Source organism: Arenibacterium sp. CAU 1754, assembly GCF_054482635.1.
The window spans coordinates 1,088,724-1,109,589 of record NZ_JBTLRG010000001.1; the positions used below are offsets into that span (position 1 = coordinate 1,088,724).

A 20,866-nucleotide genomic window follows, 5' to 3' on the forward strand; every position below is an offset into this window, starting at 1 on the left:
GGCCAATGACAGACCAACCGCAGATAACCGACAGCCACTGCCACCTCGATTTCCCCGATTTCGAAGGCCAGCTTGACACCATCATCGCCAATGCCGCCGCCGCCGGTGTGACACGGATGGTGACCATCTGCACCCGGCTGAAAAACGAACCCGCAGTGCGCGCCATCGCCGAAGCGCATGACTCGGTCTTTTATGCCGCCGGCACCCACCCGATGAGCGCCGCCGAAGAGCCACTCGCCTCGGTCGACGAATTGGTTGCCCTGGACAAACACCCGAAATTCGTCGGCATCGGTGAAACCGGGCTTGATTACCATTACACTGCCGACAGCGCCGAGATTCAGCAGAAATCGCTGCGCATTCACATTGCCGCTGCGCGCGAAACCGGCCTGCCGCTGATCATCCACGCCCGCGCCGCAGATGACGACATGGCCCGCATCCTGTCCGAGGAATATGCCAACGGCGCCTATTCCTGCGTGATGCACTGCTTTTCCTCGTCCGCCGGCCTGGCCCGCGCCGCGCTGGACCTTGGGTTTTACCTCTCGATGTCCGGGATCGCCGCCTTTCCCAAAAGCCAGGAGTTGCGGGATATCTTCGCCGCCGCGCCGGTGGACCGGATCCTTGTGGAAACCGACGCCCCCTATCTCGCGCCGCCGCCCCATCGCGGCAAACGTAACGAACCGGCCTATACCGCCCACACCGCCCGCGTCGGGGCCGAGGTGTTTGGCATGGACTACGCCGACTTCGCCGCCCGGACGCAGGCCAACTTCGAGCGTCTTTTCACCAAGGTCGCCCGATACAGAAAGGCCGCCGCCTGATGGACCAGATGCGCTTTACCATTCTGGGCTGCGGATCTTCGGGCGGCGTGCCGCGCCTTGGCGGCCATTGGGGCGATTGTGACCCCGACAACCCGAAAAACACCCGTCGCCGCTGTTCGCTTCTGGTGGAACGCATCGGGGAACAGGGCACGACAACCGTGCTGATCGACACCACGCCCGATTTGCGCAGCCAACTGCTTGATACCGCCACCGGACGTCTGGACGGGGTGGTCTACACCCATTCGCACGCCGATCATGTGCACGGCATCGACGATCTGCGCATGATCGTTTTCAACATGCGCGCGCGCCTGCCCGTCTGGGCAGATGGCGACACGCAAAACGCGCTCCTGTCCCGCTTTGGCTATGCCTTCGTGCAACCCGAAGGCTCGCCCTACCCGCCAATCCTGGACATGAAGACGATCAAAGGTGGTTTCGAAATCCCCGGTGCCGGCGGCCCGATCGCAATGCAGCCCTTTACCGTTGGCCATGGGTCGATCGACTCGCTGGGGTTCCGCATCGGATCCCTGGCCTATCTGCCGGATGTGGCCGAAATCTATGAAGAGGCCTGGGTGCACCTTGAAAACCTTGACTACTGGATCGTCGATGCCCTGCGCCGCAATCCGCATCCAACCCATGCCCACCTGGAAAAGACGCTGGACTGGATCGAAAGGGTCAAACCGAAAAACGCGATTCTGACCAACATGCATATCGATCTGGACTATGAAACGGTCTGTGCGGAAACCCCGGATAACGTCAGCGCCGGTTTTGACGGCATGACCATCACGCTCCCGGCCCATTCGTGACCACACCCGGCTTCATCTTGCCAAATAAACTCCCGCCGGAGGCTCCCGAAGCTGGCCTGCCATGCCGGACCCCGCCATGTTTCAAAGCCTGATCGACGTCATTCTGCCGGTCTTTCTGGTCATCGGGGCCGGTTATGCCGCCACGCGCGCGGGATATTTCAGTTCTGCCCATATCGAAGGGCTGATGAAATTCACCCAGGGCTTCGCCATTCCCTGCCTGCTCTTTCGCGCCATTTCGAATATCGATCTGGCCGAGAGTTTCGACCCCAGATTGCTCGGGGCGTTTTATGCGGGCGCAATCCTGTGTTTCATCTTCGGCATGACCGGCGCCCGCCTTCTGTTCAAGCGGGACTGGGAGGATTGCGTCGTCATCGGCTTCTGCTGTCTCTTTTCCAACTCGATCCTGCTGGGCCTGCCGATCACCGAACGTGCCTTTGGCGCGGATGCCCTGACCGGCAACTTTGCCATCATCGCCTTCCACGCCCCGTTTTGTTATGGCGTCGGCGTGACGGTGATGGAGTTCGTGCGCGCCCGCGGCAAATCGGTTCGTGCTTTTGCCGGGTCGGTTCTGACGGCCATGTTCAAGAACGTGCTGATCATCGGCATCGGCCTTGGGTTTATCGTCAATCTGACCGGGGTCAGCATCCCGGCCGTGGCCGATGACGCGCTGGGGCTGATCACCCAAGCCGCTCTGCCCTGTGCGCTGTTCGCCCTGGGGGGCGTGCTGGTGCAGTATCGTCCCGAGGGCGATCTGCGCGCCATTGCCTTTGTCTGTTCTGTGTCGCTGATCCTGCACCCGACACTGGTCTGGACATTCGGGTCGGCCCTGTCGCTGAAACAGGATTTCTTTCGCTCGGCGGTCATGAACTCGGCCATGGCGCCCGGCTTCAACGCCTATATCTTTGCCAATATGTACGGGCGCGCCAAACGTGTCGCGGCCTCATCGGTGCTGATTGCAACCGGGGCCTGTATCTTCACCGTGTGGTTCTGGCTCAATATGCTGGGGTGACACCCCACGTCTCACTTTTCGCAGTCCGATCCGGCCGCTTGCCTGTTGTGTCATTGGTCAGGCCGCTGCCCCCACCCTCAATCGGGCGGAGGCGTGACTGTTCAATCAGGTGCGGAACACCCGGTAGATGGCCGGGATCACCAGAACCGTCAGGATGGTCGAGCTGAGCAAGCCAAACAGCAGCGACAGCGCAAGACCCTGAAAGATCGGGTCGGCCAGGATCACCACTGCCCCGATCATCGCGGCAACCGCGGTGAGCAGGATCGGTTTGAACCGGATTGCCCCGGCCTCGATCAGGATATCGACCTTGGTCTTTCCGGTCTCATCCGCATGGCGGATGAAGTCCACCAGCAGGATCGAGTTGCGCACGATGATCCCCGCCAGCGCGATGAACCCGATCATCGATGTGGCCGAGAACGGCGCGCCCCACATCCAGTGCCCGGCCATGATGCCAAGGAAGGTCAGCGGAATGGGCGTCAGGATCACCAGCGGCAGCTTGAAAGACCCGAACTGTGCCACCACAAGGATGTAGATGCCCAGCAGTGCCACGGCAAAGGCCGCGCCCATGTCCCGGAAGGTGATCCATGTCACCTCCCATTCACCATCCCAGAGCAGGGTGACGGTGCTTTCGTCCTCGGGCTGGCCGTTCAGGCGGATTTCAGGCTTGGTGCCCTCTTCCCAATCCATCGAATCCAGCACATCCGCGACCGCCAGCATGCCATAGAGCGGCGCTTCGAAATCGCCTGCCAGTTCGGCCATGACCATTTCGGCGGCACGCCCGTTGTGGCGGAAAATCGGATAGGAGGCGCGCTCTTCGACAACCTCGATCACATCGCCCAGTTCGACAACACCCCGCGCGCCGGGCAGAACGTTAGCCGGGATCGGCGTGGACAGGAACCGCTCGTCCAGCACCCGGTCGGCCCGGTCGCGCTCCACCACGATGGGGATTGGATAGCGGCCTTCGCCGCGGTGGGAATATCCGACGGTTTGCCCCGCGTTCAGAATGGCCAGCGTCGCGAAGACATCGCTTTCCTGAACCCCGAAGAATTCCAGCTGGTCGGTCGAAATCGTCGCCCGCAAGCGGCGTGGCCGTTCGCCGAAACTGTCATCCACATCGACGATGAAGGGTACCGACTGGAATGCCTCGCGAATACGCGTCGCGGCGACCCGCCGGGCCTCGGCATCGGGTCCATAGACCTCGGCCAGCAAAGTGGCGATGACCGGCGGACCGGGGGGCGGTTCGACCGTTTTCAGGCTGGTGCCGGGCGGGACATCCAGCGCGGAAATACGCGCGCGGATATCCAGCGCAATGTCATGGCTGGTGCGGTCCCGCTCGCCCTTGGGGGTCAGCAGGATTTGCACCTCTCCCAGTTGCGGCTCCGAACGCAGGTAATAGTGGCGCACCAACCCGTTGAAGTTGAACGGTGCCGCCGCTCCCGCGTGGGTCTGGGCCGAAATGACCTCGGGCAATTGCAGGACCTCACGTGCGACAGCCTGCGCCACCGCATCTGTGGTTTCCACCGCCGCCCCTTCGGGCAGGTCGATCACCACCGACAGTTCCGACTTGTTGTCAAACGGCAGCAATTTGACCGTCACGTCCTTGGTATAAAGCAGCCCAAGCGAGCCGAAGGACAGCACCACCGCAATGAGCAGGAACAGACCGCTGCGCAGCTTGGTCGCCAACAGCGGACGCGCCACGGCCGAATAGACCCGGCCCATGGTCCCGCCCTCATGCCCGGCAGCGTCGTCATGGGCGTGCACAGGGGCGTTTCCGGCGACCTTGACCATCAGCCAGGGGGTGATGATGACGGCCACGAAGAAGGAAAAGATCATCGCCGCGCTGGCGTTGGCCGGAATGGGGCTCATGTAGGGGCCCATAAGCCCTGATACGAACAGCATGGGCAGCAGGGCCGCAACCACGGTCAGCGTGGCCACGATGGTCGGGTTGCCCACTTCGGCCACGGCGCGCACCGCCTTGGTCACGCGGTCGGCGTCATCGGGCATGGCCCAGTGGCGGGCGATGTTTTCGATAACGACGATGGCATCATCGACCAAGATGCCGATAGAGAAGATCAGCGCAAACAACGACACCCGGTTCAGCGTATAGCCCATGGTCCAGGCCGCAAACAACGTCAGCAGGATGGTCACCGGGATCACGACGGCCACAACGATGCTTTCGCGCCAGCCGATGGTGAACAGAACCAGCGCCACGATGGACACGGTCGCCAGCCCCAGGTGGAACAGCAATTCATTGGCCTTTTCATCCGCGCTTTCGCCATAGTCGCGGGTGATCTCCACATGGACCGAATCCGGGATCAGCTGATGTTCCAGCGCATGAACCCTGTGCAATATTTCCTCGGCCACGACGACCGCGTTGGCCCCGGCCCGCTTGGCCACGGCGAGTGTCACGGCCGGCGACCGATGAATATTGCCATCCGCATCGCGGGTGACATTGGCAACGATCTTGTCCGAGGTATCCGGGACAAAGCTGACATCGGCCACGTCGCGCAGATAGACGGGGCGCCCGTCGCGGGCGGTCATCAGCAGGTTCGCCACGTCGGCCGGGGCCTTCAGCGTTTGACCGGCAACCAGCGCGATCTGCTCGCCTGCGTCGCGGATCAGCCCGGTTGAAAAGGCCCGGTTGGCGCCTTCGACCTTTCCGGCCAGTTGTTGCAGCGTCACACCATAAAGCGCCAGCCGCTCGGGGTCGGGCGCGATGCGGATCGCTTCGGGGGATTCTCCGACCAGATAGGTCAGACCGACATCGTTGATCTTGGCCACCTCGACCTGCAATTCCCGCGCGATGCGGGTCAAGTCATTGGCGCTGATGCCCTCGGCCCCGTGGGCCGGGGTCAGGGTCAGGGCAACGATGGCGACGTCATCAATGCCACGCCCGACGATGAGCGGTTCCTGAATCCCCACGGGGATGCGGTTCATGTTGGCGCGTACCTTGTCATGAACCCGCAAGATTGCAGTGTCCGCCGGGGTGCCCACTTCGAACCGGGCGGTGACCATCGCGTAATCGTCGCGCGATGAGGAATAGACATGTTCGACCTCGTTGATGCCCTTGACGATGGTTTCCATCGGCTCGGTCACCAGTTTCACAGCATCCTCGGCGCGCAGACCCGGCGCCTGAATGTGAATGTCGACGAGGGGCACGGAAATCTGCGGCTCTTCCTCGCGCGGCAGGCTGATCAGGGCGACCAGACCCACGGCCAGGGCGGCCAGGATCATCAGCGGCGTCAGGGCAGACCGGATGAAGGTGCGGGTCAGTCCCCCGGCAATGCCCAGCGGGGTCGTGTGCTTTTCGGACTCACTCATGATGCATCAACACCGTTTCACCCGCGCTGAGGCCAGACAGAATTTCAACCACCTCGGCGCCATCCACCTTGTGATGCTCCCCGACGATGACCGTACGTTCGACCGGCGTGCCGTCAGCACCAGCCACGGTCAGAAAATCCAGCCCCAAACGGCTGCTTACCGCGTCTGCGGGCACCATCAGCACCTCGTCGCTGCCCACTGGCAACCGAACCAGGACCCGCGAGTCCACGAACCGCGTGTCCAGCCCCGGCACATCCACATCCGCAATAACCCGGCCGTTTTCGATCTGCGGGTAAATCTTGACCAGAACGCCAGTCTGGCTGTCCATGCCGGCGCCGATCTGGATATCGGCCCCTTCCTCAAGGAAATGCGCATGGCGTTCGGGGACGGCGAGGCGCAGGAAGAACCCGCCGCCGCCGATCACCGCAATCGCCTCGCCCGGCATCACGACCGAGCCTGAAGTTACCGGCACATCCAGAACCGTGCCCGCGATGGGGGCCAGAACCGTGCCCTCGGTAGCCTGTTGTTCTATCACGCTGCGTTCGGCGTTGGTCGCGCCGATACGCCCTTCCAGAACATCCACCTCGGTGCGCAACGCATCCAGTCGCTGGGTGGTGATCACCCCACGCTGCAACAGGTTTTCACCGCGCGTCAGTTCGGTCTGGGCATTTTCCAACTGCGCCTGATAGGCGCTGAGTTGGGCATCGATTGCCCCCAGTTGCAGCGACAGCTTTTCATCGACGACCGTGGCGATTGCCTGCCCCTGTTCCACGTGGGTGCCTTCGGCAATCTCGACTGCAATTAGTGTCCCGCCCAGCCGGGCCCGCGCCGGGATGCGGTCGCGTGCCTCGATCCGGCCAAAAACCGCCTTCCACTCCGTGATTGTGGTTGGTTCAACGGTCACCGTGTCCGCGGCCCAGGCCGTGACCGGAAGCAGAACCGCCAATGCCACGCCGAAAAGCTGATTTATCATCACATCATCCACCCTTTGTCCGGGATGTTAACACATTCATTGTTATGAATATGAATAATCCCGCGCGCGTCCCTTTTCAACCCGCCCCAATTGAGGACGGAGATTTACGGCACTATGCCTGCCCGCAAGGATACACAGTATGATTTCAATCAATAAAGGGGAGAACCCTATCAAGTCGCGGACCGCACCCCGTTGCGCCCGACCAGGCGTGATACTTCCTCTTCTCGCAGCATGACCCGCGCGCCTTCGACAATGTCGCTCCAGACCGTGTTCATTGCGCCGGACAGGGTTAGATCCCGACGATGCAGGACGAACCACTGCCGCTCGATCGGCAGGCTTTCGGCCTGGATCAGCGCCAAACGGCCAGACGTCAGTTCGTCAATCACCGTATGGGCCGAAATCAGCGCGACCCCCAGATCGGCAATCACCGCCTGTTTGATCGTCTCGTTCGATCCCATTTCGGTATAGCTGAAGGTCTGTCCGCCCCCGATCCGGTCCAGATAGCGGATGGCCATGACCGCGCAGTTCCGCAAGGTGGCAACCGAGAAAGCCACGGAATTTGACCCGCGCAAATTCCTCATCCCGGCGATGGACGAATTGGAAACCCTGTGCCGTGACCGGTTCGAACGCTTCGGCACCGCCGGTCATGCCAGCCAGATCAAACCCGTCAGCATGGACGAAATGGCCAGCCGCTATGTCAGCGGCGCGCTGGACCCCCAGACCAAAACCGCAGTTGCGGCCTGAAACTTAAAAAAGGAGACGAGGCCATGAATAAGCAAAGCAATCCAAAAGAGCTCAAAGGCAAGGAACGGTACGCAGCAGGCGTTCTGAAATACGCCCAGATGGGATATTGGGACGGCGATTACGACCCCAAGGACACCGACGTGCTGGCCCTGTTCCGGATCACGCCACAAGAAGGCGTTGACCCGATCGAGGCAGCAGCCGCCGTTGCCGGGGAAAGTTCGACAGCAACCTGGACCGTGGTCTGGACCGACCGACTGACCGCCTGCGACCAGTACCGCGCCAAGGCGTATCGGGTCGAGGAAGTGCCGAACAACCCCGGTCAGTATTTCGCCTACGTGGCCTATGATCTGATCCTGTTCGAAGAAGGCTCGATCGCCAACCTGACCGCGTCGATCATCGGCAACGTCTTCAGCTTCAAACCGCTCAAGGCCGCGCGCCTTGAAGACATGCGTTTTCCCGTCGCCTACTGCAAAACCTTTGCAGGCCCGCCCACCGGTCTGGTGGTCGAGCGCGAGCGCCTGGACAAATTCGGCAAGCCGCTTCTGGGCGCAACGACCAAACCCAAGCTGGGCCTGTCGGGCAAGAACTATGGCCGCGTGGTTTACGAGGGGCTCAAGGGTGGGCTCGACTTCATGAAGGATGACGAGAACATCAACTCACAGCCCTTCATGCACTGGCGTGACCGGTTCCTCTACTGCATGGAAGCCGTGAACAAGGCCAGCGCGGAATCCGGTGAGGTCAAGGGCCACTACCTGAACATCACCGCCGGCACGATGGAAGAGATGTATGCCCGCGCCGAGTTCGCCAAACAGCTGGGCAGCGTCATCGTGATGGTCGATCTGATCATCGGCTGGACCGCTATCCAGTCGATCAGCAAGTGGTGCCGCGACAACGACATGATCCTGCACATGCACCGCGCGGGCCACGGCACGTACACCCGCCAGAAGAACCACGGCATCAGCTTCCGCGTGATTGCCAAGTGGCTGCGCCTGGCCGGTGTCGACCACCTGCACTGCGGTACCGCCGTGGGCAAACTGGAAGGTGATCCGCTGACGGTTCAGGGTTTCTACAACGTCTGCCGTGAAACCCATAACGAGATCGACCTGCCCCGCGGTCTGTTCTTTGAACAGGACTGGGCCGATATCAAAAAGGTCATGCCGGTGGCATCGGGCGGCATCCACGCCGGTCAGATGCACCAACTGCTCGATCTCTTTGGCGACGACGTCGTTCTGCAGTTCGGCGGCGGCACCATCGGTCACCCGATGGGCATTCAGGCCGGTGCCACGGCGAACCGCGTCGCCCTTGAGGCGATGGTCCTGGCCCGCAACGAAGGCCGCGACATCAAGAACGAAGGCCCCGAAATCCTGCGGGCGGCGGCCAAGTGGTGCAAACCGCTTGAGGCGGCGCTCGAAACCTGGGGCAACATCACCTTCAACTACACGTCGACCGACACGTCCGACTTCGTGCCGCTCGAAACCTCGGCAATGTAAGGAGACCTCAAGATGCGTATCACACAAGGATGCTTTTCGTACCTGCCTGATCTGGATGACGCCCAGATCACCGCGCAGGTGGAATACATGCTGGAAAAGGGCTGGGCCGTCAGTATCGAATACACGGACGATCCCCACCCCCGGAACACCTATTGGGAAATGTGGGGCCACCCCATGTTCGACCTGCGCGACGCCAAGGGCGCAATGATGGAGCTGGACGATTGCCGCAAGGTGCACGGCGACAGCTACATCCGCATGCAGGCCTTTGAAGACACCCGCGGGTTTGAAACGGTGATGATGTCCTTCATCGTCAACCGCCCCAAGGACGAGCCGCGCATTCACATGCAGCGGACCGAACATGAGGGCCGCAGTCAGAAATACGCGTGGGACGTCCGCGCCTGACTTGCTCCCCCCGCGCCGTGCCTTCCATCCTGTCCGGAAGGCGCGGCGCACCCCCTGATCGAGGCTTGATAACATGAACGCAGAAACAGACACCCCGAAACCCGCGACCGTCGATCTGGCTGCCGAGTATGAATCCTCGGGCGTGGCCGACGTGTTGCGTGAACTGGACGAGGAACTGATCGGTCTGGCACCGGTCAAACAGCGCATCCGCGAAACCGCCGCCCTGTTGCTGGTGGACCGCGCGCGCCGCGACATGGGCCTCAGCCAGGAAACCCCGACCCTGCATATATCGTTCACCGGCAATCCGGGCACCGGCAAGACCACCGTGGCGCTGAAAATGGCCGGGCTGTTGCATCGTCTGGGATACGTGCGCAAGGGACATCTGGTCAGCGTTACCCGCGACGATCTGGTGGGCCAGTACATCGGCCACACCGCGCCCAAGACCAAGGAAGTGCTGAAAAAGGCGATGGGCGGCGTGCTGTTCATCGACGAGGCCTATTACCTCTATAAGCCCGACAACGAACGCGACTATGGGCAGGAAGCCATCGAAATCCTGTTGCAGGTCATGGAAAACAACCGCGACGATTTGGTGGTCATCATGGCCGGCTATGCGGACCGGATGGACAAGTTCTTTTCCGCCAACCCCGGGTTCCGGTCGCGCATCGCGCACCATATCGAATTTCCCGACTACACGAATGCCGAGTTGGGTGAGATCGCGCACTCGATGCTGGATGATCAGAATTATGTGCTGGATGCGGGCGGACAGGCGGCGCTGGATGACTATATCGCGCTGCGCCGAAAGCAGCCCCATTTCGCCAACGCCCGGTCGATCCGCAACGCGCTGGATCGCGCGCGCTTGCGCCAGGCCAACCGCCTGTTTCAATCGAATGCCGGGCCGCTGGATGCCACCGCGCTCAGCACGATCACCGAGGATGATATTCGCCCCAGCCGCGTGTTTCAGGGCGGGTTGGACGTGGATCGCACCGAAACGGAACCCGCTGATTGAGCGTAATTGCGGATCTGACGTAGAAGCAATGCGCGCAGTGACATTTCGCGGCTTTACCGCAGGGCGATCAGGTCCGACAATGCGCCAGACAGCTTTGCCGCACCGGATGTGGACCGGGCCCTTTCGCGGGCGCCTCAGCCGGGGCGTCGACCTCTGGGCCCATCATGACGACCCTTGCCAGACAGGAGAACAGACATGACCTTTGACCGTTCCATCAAGATCGCCCCGTCGATCCTTTCCGCCGATTTCGCCAACTTCGGACAAGAGATCCAGGCGATCGAGGCACAGGGTTGCGACTGGGTTCATGTGGATGTGATGGATGGGCATTTCGTGCCCAACATCACCTTTGGTCCGACCACCTGCGCCGCCATCCGCCCACATGTGAAAACGGTGATGGACGTGCATCTGATGATTTCCCCGGTGGATGCCTATATCGACGCCTTCGCCGAAGCGGGCGCAGATTTCCTGACCGCCCATCTTGAGGCCGGCCCCCACATCCACCGCACCTTGCAGGCCATTCGCGCGGCCGGATGCAAGGCCGGTCTGGCATTGAACCCCGGCACCCCGGCCGAGGCCGCCGCCCCCCTGCTCGATATGGTTGATCTGATCTGCGTGATGACCGTGAACCCCGGGTTTGGCGGTCAGAAGTTCATACACAGCCAGATCGACAAGATCAGAACGCTTCGCACGATGATCGGTGACCGTCCGATCCACATCGAAATCGATGGCGGCGTCGACCCGACCACCGCCCCCCTGGTGGCCGAGGCGGGCGCCGATGTTCTGGTCGCCGGATCGGCGGTGTTCCGGGGTGGGTCGGTGGCCGATCCCGCGCCCTATGGGCACAATATCACCGCCATTCGCAACGCCGCCACCTCGGCCTGCAAAGCCGCCTGAACCCCGAAGGAGCCGTACAATGGCCGTTTCGCCCCCTGTCTGCGATTTTGGCTGGAAAGCCCCCGATTTCACTCTGCCCGCCACCGACGGGCGGCAGGTCAGCCTGTCGGATGTGGCCGGGCCGAACGGCACGCTGGTCATGTTCATCTGCAACCATTGCCCCTATGTTCTTGCCGTGCTTGACCGGATCATCCGCGATGCGCGCGATTTGCAGGCGCTTGGGGTGGGCGTGGTGGCGATTTCGGCCAATGACGCGGTCAGCTATCCCGCCGACAGCTTTGACAACATGAAGAAAATGGCCCAAGAGCGCGATTTTCCCTTTGCCTATCTTTATGACGCAAAACAGTCCGTCGCGCGCGCCTATGACGCCGCCTGCACGCCCGATTTCTTCGGCTTCAACGCCGATATGGAACTGCAATATCGCGGACGTCTGGATGCCTCGCGCCGCGAAGAAGGCCCCGCCGATCTGCGCCGTGATCTGTTCGAGGCGATGAAACAGGTGGCTGAAACGGGCAAGGGCCCCGAGGATCAGATCGCCTCGATGGGCTGTTCCATCAAATGGAAAGAAGAAGCATGAGCGCCGCAATCGTTTTCGACCTCGACGGCACCCTGATTGACAGCGCGCCCGACATTCATGCAGCCGTCAACAAGATGCTGGACGAGGAAGGTCTCGCCGCGCTTGATCTGGCCACGGTGACCTCGTTCATCGGCAATGGGTTGCCGCATCTGGTGATGCTGACAATGCAGGAAACCGGGCTGGACAAGGGCCGCCATGATGCGCTGACACAACGGGTGCTCGCACATTACAACGCAGACAGCAGCACGTTGACACGCCCCTATCCGGGTGTCCACGAGACGCTGAAATTCCTGCTGGATGCAGGCCACCATCTGGGGCTGTGCACCAACAAACCGGTCGTCCCCACCCGCGCCATTCTGGACGACATGGCTTTTGATCAGTTTCATGCGGTGATCGGCGGCGACAGCCTGCCCCGGCGCAAACCCGATCCCGCACCGCTGCACGCCGCTTTTGAGGCTTTGACTGATGGACCGAGGTTCTATGTCGGTGACAGCGAGGTGGATGCCGAAACCGCCGACCGCGCGCATGTGCCGTTCCTGCTGTTCACCCAAGGCTATCGCAAGACCCCGGTCGACGCGCTGCCCCACGCAGCGACATTCGATGACTTCGCGGTCCTGCCGGATCTGATCGCCGAGATGTTGAAATGACGCCAAAGGCGCTGGTGTTCGACGTTGACGGAACACTGGCCGAAACCGAAGAGGCCCATCGCCGCGCCTTCAACGAGACCTTTGCCGAGGCTGGTCTGGAATGGACCTGGAGCGTCGAGGATTACACCCGGCTGTTACGGACCACAGGAGGCAAAGAGCGGATGCAAGCCTTTCGCGACCAAATGGGCACTGGTCCGGATGACGATGGAATTGCCCGCTTGCACCGGAAAAAGACCGCGCTCTATGGCCGGATCCTTTCCGGAGGCGGTCTGACGCTGCGCCCCGGCGTGGCCGATCTGATTGCCCATGTCCGTGATCTGGGCCTTCGCGTGGCCGTCGCCACCACCACCAACCGCCCGAATGTCGATGCCCTGTGCATGGCCACATGGGGCATTCCGGCCGAGACCCTGTTTGACGTGATCGCCGCCGGGGATGAGGTGTCCCACAAGAAACCCGCACCCGATGTTTTCCTGTTGGCGCTGGAACGTCTGGGGCTGAGAGGTCCGGAAACGCTGGCCTTTGAGGACAGCGCCAATGGGCTGCGGTCGGCCAAGGGGGCCAATATGCCGGTTGTGGTCACACCATCCGCTTATACCCGGCACGAGGATTTCACGGAGGCGGACTGGGTCGTGCCGTCGCTTGCCCTGCGTGATCTGCCAGATCGTCTGAAACGGCTGCTTTCTCTCTGACGGGGCGTGCGGGACGAAAGGGATTTCCATAATCGGCTGGCAAGGGCCGGGCGACGCTCTTACGGTTTGCGCATATGCAAGATCGGAGCGAGCAATGACAAAGAACCTTACCGTTTTGAACGGCCCAAACCTGAACCTTTTGGGCGAGCGGGAACCCGAAATCTACGGATCAACCACGCTGGCGGCGATCGAGGCCAGCTGTCAGGCGCTCGCCCCGATACTTGACGCCGAAATCGATTTTCGCCAGACCAACCACGAAGGCATCATGGTCGACTGGATACAGGAGGCAAGGCTCAGCGCCGATGCGCTGATCATCAACCCCGCCGGCTTGTCGTTTCATTCTGTTCCAGTGCTGGACGCTCTGCGGATATTTTCCAAACCGATCGTCGAGCTGCACATTACCAACATTCATGCGCGTGATGAGGCACATCGCCATTCGATCATGTCCGCCGCCGCGACAGCAGTGATCTGCGGGATGGGTGCCTATGGCTATGTCGTTGCCCTGCAATCCGCCGCGCGACTGGTCGGGGCGCTGCCCGACGCCCTGCCCGACCCAATACGCACCGGCCCCGTTTGACACAGGAGGCGCGTACCCACGACAGGCGTCAGAGATTTCCACAGTGTTCCTGGGAGAGTTTGGTGCGGCCGAGAAGACTCGAACTTCCACGGGTGTTACCCCACAGCGACCTCAACGCTGCGCGTCTACCAATTCCGCCACGGCCGCAAACCAAGGCTTGGTGAGGCAGGGCTATAGACCGCGCGTCAATCAATGTGAAGCCGAAAATTGACCTTGGCACCCAGGCGATCACGATTGTGCCATTCCGCCGGGTCCGGGTTGCATTTCAACAGCCCAGCGCCAAGTCTCGGCAGGCCCGACAAACAAAAGGTGCCGCGGATGAGCACACCCCAGACAAACAAACCCGACACAGGCCCAGTGGTCCAGGTCGACATCGTATCGGACGTGATGTGCCCCTGGTGCATTGTCGGCTTTCGCCAACTGGAACAGGCACTGGCGGTCACGGGCATGGGCGCGCGGGTCCGCTGGCATCCGTTCGAGTTGAACCCGACGATGCCGCCCGAAGGGCAGAACCTGGCCGAACATATCGCCGAAAAATATGGCGCAACGCCCGAGCAATCCGCGCAGAACCGGGCCCATCTGGTCGCGCTGGGTCAATCCTTGGGCATTGAGTTCCGGTTCTCGCCCGACAGCCGCATCGTCAATACGTTTAAGGCCCATCAACTGCTGGACTTTGCGCTGGCCCAGGGGCTGCAGCACCCTCTGAAGCTGGCCCTTTTTCACGCCCACTTCACCGACGGGCGCGATGTCTCGGACCAGGACGTTCTGGTGGATGTCGCCGCATCGGTCGGGATTGATGCCGATGCGGCGCGGCAGGTTCTGGAGAGCGACGGCCTTGCCGACAGCACACGTGAGAAACAGGCATTCTGGACGCAGCGGGGAATCAGCGGGGTGCCCGCCATGGTGTTTGACGAGAAATACCTGATGACCGGCGCCCAGGGGGTCGAAAACTACGCCGAGCTGCTGCGCCGGTGCCTGGCCGAGGCCGCCTGACCCCTTTCCCCTCGCTGCGCCGGACGCTAAGCAGGCTGCCATGGAATGGATCACCACAGACGGGCTGACCGATTACGCCGAGGCGCTTGATGTCATGGAGGCGCGCGTGGCCGAGATTGCGGCGGGCACGGCGGAGGAATGTATCTGGCTGCTGGAACACCCGCCCCTTTACACCGCCGGAACCAGTGCGAAACCCGAGGATCTGACCGACCCGGACCGGTTTCCAGTGTATGAGGCGCGGCGCGGCGGGCAATACACCTATCACGGTCCCGGCCAGCGGGTGGTTTACGTTATGCTGGATGTAGGCAAGCGGGGGCACGACGTGCGCCGGTTTGTGCAACAGCTGGAAACCTGGGTGATCGACGCGCTGGATCAGTTCAACGTCACCGGCCATATCCGCGAAGGGCGCGTCGGCGTCTGGGTCGAGCGGGATGACAAACCGCTGACCCCCAGCGGGGCCAAGGCCGAGGACAAGATCGCCGCAATCGGTATCCGCCTGCGCAAATGGGTCAGCTTTCACGGCATTTCCATCAACGTCGATCCCGATCTGGAGCACTTTTCAGGGATCGTGCCCTGCGGCATTACCGAACACGGGGTCACCAGCCTTGTCGATCTGGGTCTGCCGGTGACCATGGATGATCTCGACGTGGCGCTGAAACGCACGTTTGACCCGGTTTTCGGTGACATGCACGCGGTGTGATCCGTGCCGGGGCTATGGCACCAGTTGTCCCCGGATCATGTCTCTTGATCCCTAGGGGCGCAGATCAGGATTTTGGCTGATCGCTGACAAGCCACGCCTGCCCGTTGGCAATCGCCTCGCAAATATTGCCATTGCGCATCTCAGTGTCGACGCCGCTGGCAAAACTGGCCCGCAGGTTGAATATGCATGTCCCGTTGCCGTCATCCAGATTAAAGGCCCTGGCCGCGCCCGGAGCGATAAAACCGGCGCCGGGCATCAGGTCCACCCGGGATGCGCCCGCTGAGGCTGGTGCGGCATAAAACCCGATGACAGGCGTTTCGCCCAAATTCTGCACGACGAGTGTGCGTGATTTGCCATCGCCGCTGGTCGGCGTGTCACAGGCCGACAGGCTGACACAGGACGCCAGCGCCAAGAGGCGGGCAACAGATAAGGTCATGAAAAACTCCTGAAATAATGGGCATTGGTTCAAAGAGCAGAACCAATGGGCAATCGTGTACCCGATTTACCCGTCTGACAAGGACGCAGCTGCCGGGACCGCCGGACCCGCTCAGGCCCGGGCCGCTGTGTCGATCACTTCGCGGATGGCATCGAAAACAAGATCGGGGCGTTCAAAGAACAGCAACTGGCCTGCGTCCTCGATCACGCGGACCTCGACATTGGGGCGGTTTTTCATCGCGGCAACAGCATCTGCCACGTTGTTGACCGGATCATGCGCCCCGGCGACATAGATCACACGGGTGTCCAGCCGGTCGATTTCGCGGCTCCAGTCGCGCACGACATAATGGCTGTCGGTGGCAAAGCCGATGTGACCCTGTTCGATGGAAAAGGACAGTCCGGTTGCGAACAATTCGGCCAGATCCAGACGGGTCATCACCTGATGCTCCTGCGAGCCGGACTTGAACAGAGCCTCGGTGAAATCATGCACTTCCTTGCTGTCGATCTGGGCAATACCGGCGCGCAGCACCGTGGGCAGCAAGGCTGGCGCGAACCGGGCGGTATAGGCCACGACCCGCTGGCGCGGGGCCATCCGGGCCAGTTGGCTGAGCCGCACGATCGGGGAAACGCCGCAATCGCCGACCATGCCCGCAACCCGTTTGCCCAGGCGGCAGGTCAGGATGTGCCCGAAGAGTGCCCCGCCAAGATGGCCGAAGATGACCGGGCGTTTCACGCCGGTCTTCTCGATCAATTCGATCAGGTGGTCGGTAAAGAAGTCCAGCGCCTGATCGGCACGCGCCACCGGCTGCGAACGGCCAAAGCCCGGCCGCACCGGCGCGATCACGCGCAGCTTGCGGCGCTTGAATTCGGATTGAAAGAAATGCAGCGGCGCGGTGCCATCCAGCATCCCATGCAGGAACAGCACCGGATATCCGTTTTCGGGCCCCATGTGGATGACCTGCATGTCCAGCCCGGTGGACATGCGCATGATCTCGTCCCGCAGGGCGGCGTTTTCCTCGTTGACCGGGCGGGTGCTGCCCTCCTGATTGATCAGGAACACCACCAGCCGGATCAGATCGACCTGCCCCGGCGCGCCCGTCTTGGCCAGAACCGCCTTGGCCTGGTTGCGCACCGTGTGTTCGGACCGGCCCGATTGAGCCGCGATTTCACGCAGGCTGTGCCCGGCCAGCAGGTTGCGCACGATATCGACTTCGGCGCGTGACAGGGCAAAGGAATTGACCAGCATCCGTTCGGCCTGATCGCTCCAACGGTATTCAAGCGCTTCCACCATCACCATGGGGCGGGTTGCGCCCGCGGGTGTCGTCACCGGGGTCACGCGCGCCATCAGGTGGCGAGGCACGATCCCGGTCGACAGAACGACCGGGGCGGCTGTGTCCTTGCCAAGCTGAACCTCGCCCAGCAACGTGTCGAGCAGGTCGGCGGAATTGGCGGTCAGTTGTTCGCGCAGCCCGTCAAGGTGCAGCGCGCCTTTCAAAACGTTGCTGGCGGCAGTGCTTGCCGCGACCACCTGACCGGCGGCATCGATCAAGAGCGCAAAGCCGGACGCGGCGCTAATTTGATCCATGATGCTGGATTGCGGGGTCTTGCGGCCGATTTGTTCGAGGATCTGATAGGCGCGGGTGAAATGCGCCTTGAGTTCGGGATCAATGCGCAGGTTGTCGCCATCCCCTGTCCCGTCGATGGTATCGATGTTCTGGGCTGTCAGAACGGCCTGAATATGATCGTCCCAGGCATCCATGAATGCATCATAGAGTTCAGGACGGATGACCGTTTCATAAATCGCGGCGATCACGCGATCGCGCGTATCCGCGTCCGGATCGAATATTTTGAGACTGTCCCTGATGGTCCGCTCCCAACGCCATATTGTGTTCACTGTTTAAAGCGGCATTTTTACCAACAATTAAAATTTTGACCCATATGGGTCATGTAGCCTTCATGATCAATCCGTAGTGTGACCCCATCGTTCCTTTCGTGAGTGACGAGTTTTATAAATCTATTTAAGGGTCGGGTTTACCCCCGGCCAAATTTTTTCACAAAGACCGCCGCTTCGGGTCACACCGAAGCGGCTTTTTTCATGTGATCGGGCGGTCGCGATGCCCGAAACGGGATGGCGCCTTGCACATGTGTAGCGCACATTCCAGTTCGAGCGTTGAATGCCAGATGCCGAAGCGGTCACACAGCATGTCCTTGACCGCATCCTTGATCCGGTCGGCTTCGCTCCATTCTCCGGTTTCGATGGCCAGATGCGCATCCAGCGCCGGCACATGTTCATGCATCTGCCACAGGTGCAGATGATGCACGTCCAGGACACCGGACATGTCGCTGATCGCGCTGGCGACGGTTTCAGGGTCGATGCCCGGCGGGCTGGCCAGCATGAGCACCCGTATCACGCCGCCGATTTCGACCCAGACGTGCCACAGGATATAGGCGGCGATCATCAGCGTGACCAACGGATCGACCCAGGTCCACCCTTTCAGAATGACCAGCGTCCCCGCGACGATCACCGCGACCGAGCCCATGGCGTCGGCCAGATTATGCAGGAACGCGGCGCGGATGTTCATGCTGTCCTTGGACATGGAATAGGTCAGCGCGGCAGTCGCCAGATCGACCGAGAGCGCGATGACCGCCACCCAGACCACCAGCCAGCCGTCGATGGGTTGCGGGTCAAGGGCGCGCAGGATGCCTTCGTAGATTAGATACAAGGCCAGCACGATCAGCGTGGTATAGTTGATCAATGCGGCAACCACCTCGGCCCGCGCATAACCAAAGCTCATCGTGGCGCTGGAGGGGCGGCGCGATATGCGGCGCGCGAAAAAGGCGATGATCAACGCCACAGCGTCGGAAAAGTTGTGCAACGCATCCGCGATCAGCGCCAGTGACCCCGACAGGATGCCGCCAATGATCTGCGCCAGGGTCAGCCCCATGTTGACCGCCACCGCCCAGGCGACGCGGGCATCCCCCGTTGCGGGGTCTATGTGGTGGTGATGATGGTGGGCGTGATCGTGGGGCATTGGGCCCTCCTTGCTGAGCGACCGGGTTTATGTAATCCCTCTAGTCGCTAGAGGTTCAAGAGGAAAATGCGCCATGTTTTCAATTGGCCAACTGTCGCGGCGGACGGGCGTCAAGATCCCCACCATACGGTTTTACGAGGACAAGGGCCTGATGCCCCTGCCCGAGCGAAGTGCCGGCAATCAGCGCCGATACGACCAGGCGGCGCTGGACCGGTTGGCGTTCATCCGCCACGCCCGCGATCTGGGGTTACCCCTGACCGATGTGGCGGCGCTGATTTCGCTGGACGGGGCGAGCGGGGAAAAGCTCAATCAGGCGCATGAGATCGCGCGCCGCCAGCGCGACGGGCTGCGCGCCCGCATTGCGCGGCTGCAGCGCCTTGAGGCGGAACTGGACCGGATCACCAACGCCTGCGACGGGCACCACGCTCATGGACAATCCGCCCATATCTGCGCCGTGCTGCACGCATTTTCCGACCACGACGATTGCAGCGGCGCACATTAGGCCGGTGTGGGCGGCGGTCTAGAAGTTGATGAACATCCCGAGACAGGTCAGATCGTCGGTGCGGTGAAAACCGACCGGCGGCACCGGAACGGTGGTGTCATTGATCACAAGCGCGGGCAAGTTGACCGTGAATGTCGCCGGCAAGGCGATGGGTTTGAGAGACAGCGTATTGATCCGCGCGTATCGCAAGGTCATCCTGTCGCCATCCACCCGGGACCCAAACCCCTGATATTTAACGAATTTTTCCTGATATTCGCGGTAGAAGGCAAGGTTGATCAGGTCCTCGCCCTCGAGCCCCGTGATCGAAACCGGATCATCGGCAAAGGCGATCTCGGCGTCATAGGGATTGAAAAAGCGCAGCACGACGCCGCAGGGCTGTACGCCGCTGCGTTCGAGCGGATAGCAATTGGTGTGAATGCGAACTTAGGCGCCCTCGGCCAATGGGAATTTCGCATAGAGCGCCATGCCCTGACGCGGCAGGAAACGGGGCGCGTTATCGACAACCTCGGCCCGGCCATGCGAGGTGTGTAATAGGGCCATTTCACCGGCGTCACGCAGATGAACATGGTGACAAAGATCAACGCCGCCAGCACCAGTACGGCCAGAACAGCGATGCCCGTGCGTTTTCCTAAGGTCAGTCCAGCGCGGCGCGGATTTTCCCAGCGATAGCCGCAATCTGGTCCATATCGCCCATGTTGCCCGGCGGGCGCAGGCGGACACCTTCGTGCCGGGGCAGAACGTGGAAATGCAGATGGAATACCTCTTGCCCGCCCGCGGCCTCGTTGAACTGCTGGATGGTCACGCCATCCGCGCCCAGCCCCTTGATCACGGCATGCCCCATCTTCTGCACCGTTTTCATCACGGCGGCCAATTGGTCGGGGCTGGCGTCCAGCACATTGCGGCAAGGGGTTTTCGGAATCACAAGGCAATGACCATCGGCGCGGGGCATGATGTCCATGAATACCAGCGTGTCATCATCCTCGTATACCCGGGTCGAGGGGATTTCGCCGCGCAGGATTTTGGCAAAGATATTGTCGGAATCGTATTGCATTGCCCTGTGGTCCTTTGGTTATGCCGTCGCTTTGTTGTGCGGCGCGGCACTCATATGGTCAAGCGCCGGGGTTGCGCAATTTATCCGGTGCACGGCAGAATCCGGCAATTTCGGCTGGCATAAGGCATGAGACTTTTAGGGGGGCGCGGCAATTTATCTTGATCCAGATCAACATCCACCATTGAAGCACCCCCGTTGTCATTCTA

The 20,866-nt window shown here is 61.4% G+C and carries 21 protein-coding genes, 1 tRNA gene and 2 pseudogenes; 15 read left to right on the forward strand and 9 right to left on the reverse strand.

Translation table 11 applies throughout. The annotated features are described in order from the left end of the window. Positions 1-5: 5 nt before the first annotated feature. The 3 genes from ACXYMO_RS05260 (at position 6) to ACXYMO_RS05270 (ending at position 2,627) form a co-directional block, all read left to right on the forward strand. Positions 6-815 carry a TatD family hydrolase gene (locus ACXYMO_RS05260; RefSeq protein ID WP_458877605.1) on the forward strand — a complete coding sequence of 270 codons (810 nt, stop codon included), beginning with the start codon at positions 6-8 and terminating at the stop codon, positions 813-815. Next, entirely contained in the window at positions 815-1,618 is an 804-nt protein-coding gene (locus ACXYMO_RS05265; RefSeq protein ID WP_458877606.1) for an MBL fold metallo-hydrolase, read from the forward strand. Before ACXYMO_RS05260 ends, ACXYMO_RS05265 begins: the two co-directional genes overlap by 1 nt. Before the next feature lie 76 nt (positions 1,619-1,694). Further along, positions 1,695-2,627, forward strand: a complete 933-nt coding sequence (locus ACXYMO_RS05270; protein ID WP_458877892.1) for an AEC family transporter — start codon at positions 1,695-1,697, stop codon at positions 2,625-2,627. 105 nt (positions 2,628-2,732) lie between these two features. Here the strand turns inward: ACXYMO_RS05270 and ACXYMO_RS05275 are convergent, their stop codons facing one another. The 3 genes from ACXYMO_RS05275 to ACXYMO_RS05285 all read right to left on the reverse strand — a co-directional run bounded on the left by ACXYMO_RS05275 (position 2,733) and on the right by ACXYMO_RS05285 (position 7,502). Beyond that, positions 2,733-5,948, reverse strand: a complete 3,216-nt coding sequence (locus tag ACXYMO_RS05275) for an efflux RND transporter permease subunit (RefSeq protein ID WP_458877607.1) — start codon at positions 5,946-5,948, stop codon at positions 2,733-2,735. Next, positions 5,941-6,918 (reverse strand): efflux RND transporter periplasmic adaptor subunit, encoded by a 978-nt coding sequence (locus ACXYMO_RS05280; RefSeq protein ID WP_458877893.1) that lies wholly within the window; start codon positions 6,916-6,918, stop codon positions 5,941-5,943. Before ACXYMO_RS05280 ends, ACXYMO_RS05275 begins: the two co-directional genes overlap by 8 nt. 173 nt (positions 6,919-7,091) lie before the next feature. After that, positions 7,092-7,502, reverse strand: coding sequence for a LysR substrate-binding domain-containing protein (locus ACXYMO_RS05285; RefSeq protein ID WP_458877608.1), 411 nt, complete (start codon positions 7,500-7,502; stop codon positions 7,092-7,094). On the opposite strand from ACXYMO_RS05285, the pseudogene ACXYMO_RS05290 reads away from it, so the two are divergent. The 9 genes and pseudogenes from ACXYMO_RS05290 to ACXYMO_RS05330 form a co-directional block, all read left to right on the forward strand. Continuing rightward, positions 7,426-7,665: pseudogene (locus ACXYMO_RS05290) on the forward strand (fructose-1,6-bisphosphate aldolase); the annotation flags it as partial. The gene ACXYMO_RS05285 and the pseudogene ACXYMO_RS05290 overlap by 77 nt on opposite strands. A 23-nt stretch (positions 7,666-7,688) precedes the next feature. Next, positions 7,689-9,155, forward strand: coding sequence for a form I ribulose bisphosphate carboxylase large subunit (locus ACXYMO_RS05295; protein ID WP_458877609.1), 1,467 nt, complete (start codon positions 7,689-7,691; stop codon positions 9,153-9,155). A gap of 12 nt (positions 9,156-9,167) precedes the next feature. Beyond that, entirely contained in the window at positions 9,168-9,557 is a 390-nt protein-coding gene (locus ACXYMO_RS05300) for a ribulose bisphosphate carboxylase small subunit (protein WP_458877610.1), read from the forward strand. A gap of 73 nt (positions 9,558-9,630) precedes the next feature. Beyond that, positions 9,631-10,563 (forward strand): CbbX protein, encoded by a 933-nt coding sequence (cbbX, locus tag ACXYMO_RS05305; RefSeq protein WP_458877611.1) that lies wholly within the window; start codon positions 9,631-9,633, stop codon positions 10,561-10,563. A gap of 195 nt (positions 10,564-10,758) precedes the next feature. Beyond that, positions 10,759-11,457: a ribulose-phosphate 3-epimerase gene (gene rpe / locus ACXYMO_RS05310; protein ID WP_458877612.1), complete on the forward strand. Its 699-nt coding sequence runs from the start codon at positions 10,759-10,761 to the stop codon at positions 11,455-11,457. A gap of 19 nt (positions 11,458-11,476) precedes the next feature. Beyond that, on the forward strand, positions 11,477-12,034 hold the full coding sequence (locus tag ACXYMO_RS05315; RefSeq protein WP_458877613.1) for a thioredoxin family protein: 558 nt from the start codon (positions 11,477-11,479) through the stop codon (positions 12,032-12,034). After that, a complete protein-coding gene (gene gph / locus ACXYMO_RS05320; RefSeq protein ID WP_458877614.1) occupies positions 12,031-12,681 on the forward strand; it encodes a phosphoglycolate phosphatase in 651 nt (216 codons plus the stop codon). Before ACXYMO_RS05315 ends, gph begins: the two co-directional genes overlap by 4 nt. Beyond that, a complete protein-coding gene (locus ACXYMO_RS05325; protein WP_458877615.1) occupies positions 12,678-13,370 on the forward strand; it encodes an HAD family hydrolase in 693 nt (230 codons plus the stop codon). The genes gph and ACXYMO_RS05325 overlap by 4 nt, the downstream gene beginning before the upstream one ends. Positions 13,371-13,464: 94 nt before the next feature. After that, positions 13,465-13,947 carry a type II 3-dehydroquinate dehydratase gene (locus ACXYMO_RS05330; protein ID WP_458877616.1) on the forward strand — a complete coding sequence of 161 codons (483 nt, stop codon included), beginning with the start codon at positions 13,465-13,467 and terminating at the stop codon, positions 13,945-13,947. Positions 13,948-14,007: 60 nt separating this feature from the next. Here ACXYMO_RS05330 and ACXYMO_RS05335 read toward each other — a convergent pair. Beyond that, a tRNA-Leu gene (locus ACXYMO_RS05335) sits at positions 14,008-14,094 on the reverse strand. Positions 14,095-14,265: 171 nt separating this feature from the next. Between ACXYMO_RS05335 and ACXYMO_RS05340 the strand changes: the two genes are divergently transcribed. Next, positions 14,266-14,940 carry a DsbA family oxidoreductase gene (locus ACXYMO_RS05340; protein ID WP_458877617.1) on the forward strand — a complete coding sequence of 225 codons (675 nt, stop codon included), beginning with the start codon at positions 14,266-14,268 and terminating at the stop codon, positions 14,938-14,940. Between the two features lie 34 nt (positions 14,941-14,974). Then, positions 14,975-15,640: pseudogene (lipB, locus tag ACXYMO_RS05345) on the forward strand (lipoyl(octanoyl) transferase LipB); the annotation flags it as partial. A 64-nt stretch (positions 15,641-15,704) separates the two neighbouring features. Here lipB and ACXYMO_RS05350 read toward each other — a convergent pair. From ACXYMO_RS05350 to ACXYMO_RS05360, 3 genes are all read right to left on the reverse strand, one after another. Beyond that, positions 15,705-16,076: a hypothetical protein gene (locus ACXYMO_RS05350; RefSeq protein WP_458877618.1), complete on the reverse strand. Its 372-nt coding sequence runs from the start codon at positions 16,074-16,076 to the stop codon at positions 15,705-15,707. A 111-nt stretch (positions 16,077-16,187) separates the two neighbouring features. Beyond that, positions 16,188-17,969 carry a bifunctional helix-turn-helix transcriptional regulator/alpha/beta hydrolase gene (locus ACXYMO_RS05355; RefSeq protein ID WP_458877619.1) on the reverse strand — a complete coding sequence of 594 codons (1,782 nt, stop codon included), beginning with the start codon at positions 17,967-17,969 and terminating at the stop codon, positions 16,188-16,190. Positions 17,970-18,168: 199 nt separating this feature from the next. Continuing rightward, positions 18,169-19,107 carry a cation diffusion facilitator family transporter gene (locus ACXYMO_RS05360; protein ID WP_458877620.1) on the reverse strand — a complete coding sequence of 313 codons (939 nt, stop codon included), beginning with the start codon at positions 19,105-19,107 and terminating at the stop codon, positions 18,169-18,171. Positions 19,108-19,180: 73 nt separating this feature from the next. Between ACXYMO_RS05360 and ACXYMO_RS05365 the strand changes: the two genes are divergently transcribed. Then, positions 19,181-19,609: a MerR family transcriptional regulator gene (locus ACXYMO_RS05365; RefSeq protein WP_458877621.1), complete on the forward strand. Its 429-nt coding sequence runs from the start codon at positions 19,181-19,183 to the stop codon at positions 19,607-19,609. An 18-nt stretch (positions 19,610-19,627) separates the two neighbouring features. On the opposite strand, the gene ACXYMO_RS05370 is transcribed toward ACXYMO_RS05365, so the two are convergent. Together ACXYMO_RS05370 and ACXYMO_RS05375 are read right to left on the reverse strand one after the other, a co-directional pair. Continuing rightward, positions 19,628-19,972 carry a hypothetical protein gene (locus tag ACXYMO_RS05370; RefSeq protein WP_458877622.1) on the reverse strand — a complete coding sequence of 115 codons (345 nt, stop codon included), beginning with the start codon at positions 19,970-19,972 and terminating at the stop codon, positions 19,628-19,630. A gap of 271 nt (positions 19,973-20,243) precedes the next feature. After that, positions 20,244-20,660, reverse strand: a complete 417-nt coding sequence (locus tag ACXYMO_RS05375) for an HIT family protein (protein ID WP_458877623.1) — start codon at positions 20,658-20,660, stop codon at positions 20,244-20,246. Between the last annotated feature and the right edge of the window lie 206 nt (positions 20,661-20,866).

Bases quoted from the DNA above. Each gene is read 5' to 3' on its own strand.
- ACXYMO_RS05260 (WP_458877605.1), top strand. From the start codon at position 6: ATGACAGACCAACCGCAGATAACCGACAGCCACTGCCACCTCGATTTC.
- ACXYMO_RS05265 (WP_458877606.1), top strand. From the start codon at position 815: ATGGACCAGATGCGCTTTACCATTCTGGGCTGCGGATCTTCGGGCGGC.
- ACXYMO_RS05270 (WP_458877892.1), top strand. From the start codon at position 1,695: ATGTTTCAAAGCCTGATCGACGTCATTCTGCCGGTCTTTCTGGTCATC.
- ACXYMO_RS05275 (WP_458877607.1), bottom strand. From the start codon at position 5,948: ATGAGTGAGTCCGAAAAGCACACGACCCCGCTGGGCATTGCCGGGGGA.
- ACXYMO_RS05285 (WP_458877608.1), bottom strand. From the start codon at position 7,502: ATGAGGAATTTGCGCGGGTCAAATTCCGTGGCTTTCTCGGTTGCCACC.
- ACXYMO_RS05295 (WP_458877609.1), top strand. From the start codon at position 7,689: ATGAATAAGCAAAGCAATCCAAAAGAGCTCAAAGGCAAGGAACGGTAC.
- ACXYMO_RS05300 (WP_458877610.1), top strand. From the start codon at position 9,168: ATGCGTATCACACAAGGATGCTTTTCGTACCTGCCTGATCTGGATGAC.
- cbbX (WP_458877611.1), top strand. From the start codon at position 9,631: ATGAACGCAGAAACAGACACCCCGAAACCCGCGACCGTCGATCTGGCT.
- rpe (WP_458877612.1), top strand. From the start codon at position 10,759: ATGACCTTTGACCGTTCCATCAAGATCGCCCCGTCGATCCTTTCCGCC.
- ACXYMO_RS05315 (WP_458877613.1), top strand. From the start codon at position 11,477: ATGGCCGTTTCGCCCCCTGTCTGCGATTTTGGCTGGAAAGCCCCCGAT.
- gph (WP_458877614.1), top strand. From the start codon at position 12,031: ATGAGCGCCGCAATCGTTTTCGACCTCGACGGCACCCTGATTGACAGC.
- ACXYMO_RS05325 (WP_458877615.1), top strand. From the start codon at position 12,678: ATGACGCCAAAGGCGCTGGTGTTCGACGTTGACGGAACACTGGCCGAA.
- ACXYMO_RS05330 (WP_458877616.1), top strand. From the start codon at position 13,465: ATGACAAAGAACCTTACCGTTTTGAACGGCCCAAACCTGAACCTTTTG.
- ACXYMO_RS05340 (WP_458877617.1), top strand. From the start codon at position 14,266: ATGAGCACACCCCAGACAAACAAACCCGACACAGGCCCAGTGGTCCAG.
- ACXYMO_RS05350 (WP_458877618.1), bottom strand. From the start codon at position 16,076: ATGACCTTATCTGTTGCCCGCCTCTTGGCGCTGGCGTCCTGTGTCAGC.
- ACXYMO_RS05360 (WP_458877620.1), bottom strand. From the start codon at position 19,107: ATGCCCCACGATCACGCCCACCATCATCACCACCACATAGACCCCGCA.
- ACXYMO_RS05365 (WP_458877621.1), top strand. From the start codon at position 19,181: ATGTTTTCAATTGGCCAACTGTCGCGGCGGACGGGCGTCAAGATCCCC.
- ACXYMO_RS05375 (WP_458877623.1), bottom strand. From the start codon at position 20,660: ATGCAATACGATTCCGACAATATCTTTGCCAAAATCCTGCGCGGCGAA.